Annotated in this window: 5 protein-coding genes; 3 read left to right on the top strand and 2 right to left on the bottom strand. The window is 71.7% G+C overall.

The window, feature by feature from the left end:
• The coding region (locus tag I5E_RS02375; RefSeq protein ID WP_022905580.1) for a FadR/GntR family transcriptional regulator at positions 1-384 on the bottom strand (384 nt) is incomplete at its 3' end.
• Positions 385-589: 205 nt separating this feature from the next.
• Here I5E_RS02375 and I5E_RS02370 point away from each other — a divergent pair.
• Genes I5E_RS02370 through I5E_RS02360 form a run of 3 tightly spaced genes read left to right on the top strand, consistent with a single transcriptional unit; the run spans position 590 to position 3,074 of the window.
• Positions 590-2,146: a GntP family permease gene (locus tag I5E_RS02370; protein WP_022905579.1), complete on the top strand. Its 1,557-nt coding sequence runs from the start codon at positions 590-592 to the stop codon at positions 2,144-2,146.
• A 38-nt stretch (positions 2,147-2,184) separates the two neighbouring features.
• Entirely contained in the window at positions 2,185-2,664 is a 480-nt protein-coding gene (locus I5E_RS02365) for a gluconokinase (protein ID WP_042723510.1), read from the top strand.
• 41 nt (positions 2,665-2,705) lie between these two features.
• Positions 2,706-3,074: a YciI family protein gene (locus tag I5E_RS02360; RefSeq protein ID WP_022905577.1), complete on the top strand. Its 369-nt coding sequence runs from the start codon at positions 2,706-2,708 to the stop codon at positions 3,072-3,074.
• Between the two features lie 99 nt (positions 3,075-3,173).
• Here I5E_RS02360 and I5E_RS02355 read toward each other — a convergent pair.
• Positions 3,174-4,307 (bottom strand): ATP-binding cassette domain-containing protein (locus I5E_RS02355; protein ID WP_022905576.1); only part of this gene is annotated, 1,134 nt, incomplete at its 5' end.

Genomic DNA, 4,307 nt, shown 5'->3' with positions numbered 1-4,307 from the left:
CGGTGGCGGCGCGAAGCACCGCGGCGCCCCTGGGGTCCCGGCCGTCAGCGTCGCGGCGACGGGCTCCACCCCGAGGCGCAGCTCGAGGAGCTCGCGCTGCTGGACGAAGTACGACGGCGAGGCCCCGCGCCACCGGATGACGGTCGGCGCGAGGAGCTCCCACGAGCCGATGCCGAGCACCTGCGTGCCGACCCGTTGCCGGGGTTCGACGAGCCCGAGGGACTGCAGGACGCGGAGCGCCTCGCGGACGACCGACCGCGACACGCCGAACTCGCCGGCGACGAGCTCGGGGCGGACCACGGTGCCGGCGGCGAGCGTGCCGTCGACGATGCGCTGCCCGAGGGTCTCGAGCACGTGGGCGTGCAGTCCGCGGCCGGTCGGCATCGTTCCTCCATGCAGTACGCGGCACGCAGTGGACGTGACGCGCTCCCCATCGAATCGGCAGACTGCCCCGGAGGGCGGATGCCGCGCGGTGGATCGTCGTATAGTCTGATTAATCAGATTATTAGCGGTCGGCGTGCGAAGCACCCGCCGCACTCGACACGAAGGCGACGGAGCCGCACGGCAGCGGCTCCAGGAAGGGGCACCGATGCCTCACGCTCTCCCGGCCGATCCGGCCACGGCCCACGCGGTCGCGGCCCACGCGGTCACCGTCCTGGCGGCGGAACCAGCCGGCACCGAAGCGGTCGACCCGTCGGGGCCGGTCGCGCAGCTGATCATCGCGGCGGTCATCGGCATCGTCGTGATCATCGCCCTCATCACCTGGCTCAAGGTGCACCCGTTCATCGCGTTGACGATCGGTGCGCTCGGCGTCGGGATCGGCGCGGGACTCGCCCCGAACAAGGCCGTCACGAGCTTCGGCAACGGGTTCGGCGCCACGATGACGAGCGTCGGCATCCTCGTCGGCCTCGGCTCGATGTTCGGCAAGATGCTCGTCGACTCCGGCGCGGCGGACCGTGTCGTCGACACCCTCGTGCGCCGGTCGTCGAAGGCGGCGCTCCCGTGGACGATGGCCCTGATCGGAGCGCTCATCGGGTTGCCGATGTTCTTCGAGGTCGGCCTCGTCCTCCTCATCCCGATCATCGTGCTCGTGGCGAAGCGCAGCTCCGTCCCGATCATGAAGATCGCCGTGCCCGCACTCGTCGGTCTCTCGACGATGCACGCGTTCGTCCCGCCGCACCCCGGCCCGCTCGTCGCGATCTCGACGGTCGGCGCGAACCTCGGCACGACGCTCGCGTTCGGCATCGTGCTCGCGATCCCGGTCATCGTCCTCGCCGGTCCGGTCTTCGCGCGGTTCGCGGCGCGCTGGGTCGACATCCCCGCACCCGACATGTTCGGCACGCGTGGGTCGGCATCCGGCCCGGACGACCCCGCCTCCGGCGGACGGGAGGCGCGGCGCGGCCCCGCCACGCAGGACACCGCCTCCCTGCCCCACGGCAAGAGCGACTTCACCCGCGTCATCAGCGAGCCGCGCAGCCCGTCCTTCGCGGTCGCGCTCGTCGGCATCCTGCTTCCCGTCGTCCTGATGCTCGCGCAGGCGATCCGCGAAGCCACCGTCCCGGACGCCTCGGGCTCGTGGGTCAGCCTGCTCGACTTCCTCGGGTCGCCGATGATCGCCATCGGGATCGCCGCGGTCTACGCGATGGTCTTCTTCGCGATCGGCGGCGGCATGGACCGCTCGGCCGTGTCGAAGTCCCTCGAGAGCGCCCTGCCGCCGGTCGCGGGCGTCCTCCTCATCGTCGGTGCTGGCGGTGGCTTCAAGCAGGTCCTCATCGACACCGGCATCGGCGGGGTGATCGCCGACGCCGTGAAGGACTCCGGCATCTCGGTGCTGCTCGTCGCGTGGGTGGTGTCCGCGCTCGTGCGCGTCGCCACCGGATCCGCCACGGTCGCCACCGTCACGGCCGCGGGCATCATGGCGCCGATCGCGCACGACCTGTCCTCGCCGATGACCTCGCTGCTCGTGCTCGCGATCGGTGCCGGATCGGTGTTCCTGTCGCACGTGAACGACGCCGGGTTCTGGCTCGTGAAGGGGTACCTCAACACCACGGTGGGGCAGACCTTCAAGACCTGGACGATGCTCGAGTGCCTCATCTCGGTGTTCGGTCTGCTGGGCGTCCTGCTCGCGGGGGTGTTCATCCATTGAGCACCTTCACCGCACCCGACGCACGCGTCCTCGTCGTGATGGGCGTCTCCGGATCCGGCAAGTCGACCGTCGCCGCGATGGTCGCCGAACAGCTCGGGTGGGAGTTCGCCGAGGGCGACGCCATGCACCCGCAGGCGAACGTCGACAAGATGCACGCCGGGACCCCGCTCACCGACGAGGACCGCTGGCCGTGGCTCGACGTGATCGCGGCGTGGATCCGGTCACACCTCGACGAGGGGACCCCCGGCGTGGTGACCTGTTCGGCGCTCAAGCGCTCCTACCGCGACGTCCTCCGAGCGCCCGGTGTGGTGTTCGTGCACGTCGCCGGCGACGGGGCGCTCATCGAGGACCGGATGTCGAAGCGTTCCGGCCACTTCATGCCGACGTCGCTGCTGCAGTCGCAGCTCGCCACGCTCGAGGTCCCCGGTGACGACGAGGCGCACATCACCGTCGCGGCCGACCGCACCCCGGACGAGGAGAGCGCCGAGGTCATCGAGCGGCTGGGCATTCGTCGCTGACCGTGCGGGCGCACGTCCGGACCACGGTGTAGGCCGGGGGAATGCCGCACTTCGTCGTCCTCATCCACGGAGGCCCGGGCGAGGCGTCCCCCGAGGAGCTCGCCGCCCACGACCGGCACGCCTCGGAGCTCATCGACTCCGGCGTGCTCGTCGCGGCCTTCGCCTTCGGTCCTGCCGCCGAGTCGGTGCGGATCGACGGTGACGGCCCGTCGAGCGGTCCCGGGGTGACGGCCGCGCTCGACGGCATCGGGGTCATCGAGGCGCCGGACCTGGACGCCGCCGTCGCGATCGCCCGGCGGAACCCTGCCACCGAGCACGGCGGCTTCGTCGAGGTGCGCCCGGTGGCCGGTTCGTGGACGCGGGGCGGCGGAGCGACCGCAGGCTCCGCGCCCGGCGTGCCGACGCCCTGACCCCGACCGGCAGCTCTGGTGCCGCAGGGCCGCCGTGCTGCCGACCGGCTGCCGTGATGCCGCTCGTCGGCACCGACGACGAGTCCGTGCGGCGGTCGGTCAGGCCTCGGTGACGCGGCCGGCCTCGACCCGCCACTGCCGGTCGAGGCGGACGGTCTCGAGCATCCGGCGGTCGTGCGTGACGAGGAGCAGGGTGCCGTCGTACGAGTCGAGCGCCTGTTCGAGCTGCTCGATCGCGGCGAGGTCGAGGTGGTTGGTGGGTTCGTCGAGCACGAGGACGTTCACGCCGCGTGCCTGCAGCAGTGCGAGGCCGGCGCGGGTCCGCTCGCCGGGCGACAGCGCGTTCGCGGGACGACCGACGTGGTCCGCCTTGAGCCCGAACTTCGCGAGCAGGGTCCGGACGTCCGCCGTCGTGTACTCGGGCACGATCGCCTCGAACGCGTCGGCCAGGGGCTGCTCGCCCGTGAAGGCCGCGCGTGCCTGGTCGATCTCGCCGACCGCGACGCTGGACCCGAGGGACGCCGTGCCGGTCGTGGGCGCCTGCTTGCCGAGCAGTGCGCGGAGCAGCGTGGACTTGCCGGCGCCGTTCGGTCCGGTGATGCCGATGCGGTCACCGCCGTCGACCTGCAGCGAGACCGGCCCGAGCGTGAAGTCGCCCTGCACGAACGTCGCGTCGGACAGCGTGGCGACGACCGCCGAGGACCGGGGCGCGCTGCCGATCGTGAACTCCAGCTGCCACTCCTTGCGCGGCTCCTCGACCTCGTCCAGCCGGGCGATGCGGGACTCCATCTGACGGACCTTCTGCGCCTGCTTCTCGCTCGACTCGGAGGCAGCACGACGACGGATCTTGTCGTTGTCGGGGTTCTTGCGCATCGCGTTCCGGACGCCCTGGCTCGACCACTCGCGCTGTGTGCGGGCGCGGGAGACGAGGTCCGCCTTGGTGGACGCGAACTCCTCGTAGGCGTCGCGCTTGTGCTGGCGGGCGATCTCGCGTTCCTCGAGGTACGAGTCGTAGCCACCGCCGAAGAGCCGGTTCGAGGACTGCGCGAGGTCGAGCTCGAGGACGGCGGTCACCGAGCGCGCCAGGAACTCGCGGTCGTGGCTGACGAGGACGACCCCGCCTCGGAGGCCGCGCACGAAGCCCTCGAGCCGGTCGAGGCCGTCCAGGTCGAGGTCGTTCGTCGGCTCGTCGAGCAGCACGATGTCGAACCGCGAGAGCAGCAGGGCGGCGAG

This window comes from Curtobacterium sp. B18, from assembly GCF_000333375.1.
Classification (GTDB): Bacteria; Actinomycetota; Actinomycetes; order Actinomycetales; family Microbacteriaceae; genus Curtobacterium.
This window is presented reverse-complemented; position numbering and strand designations above follow the sequence as displayed.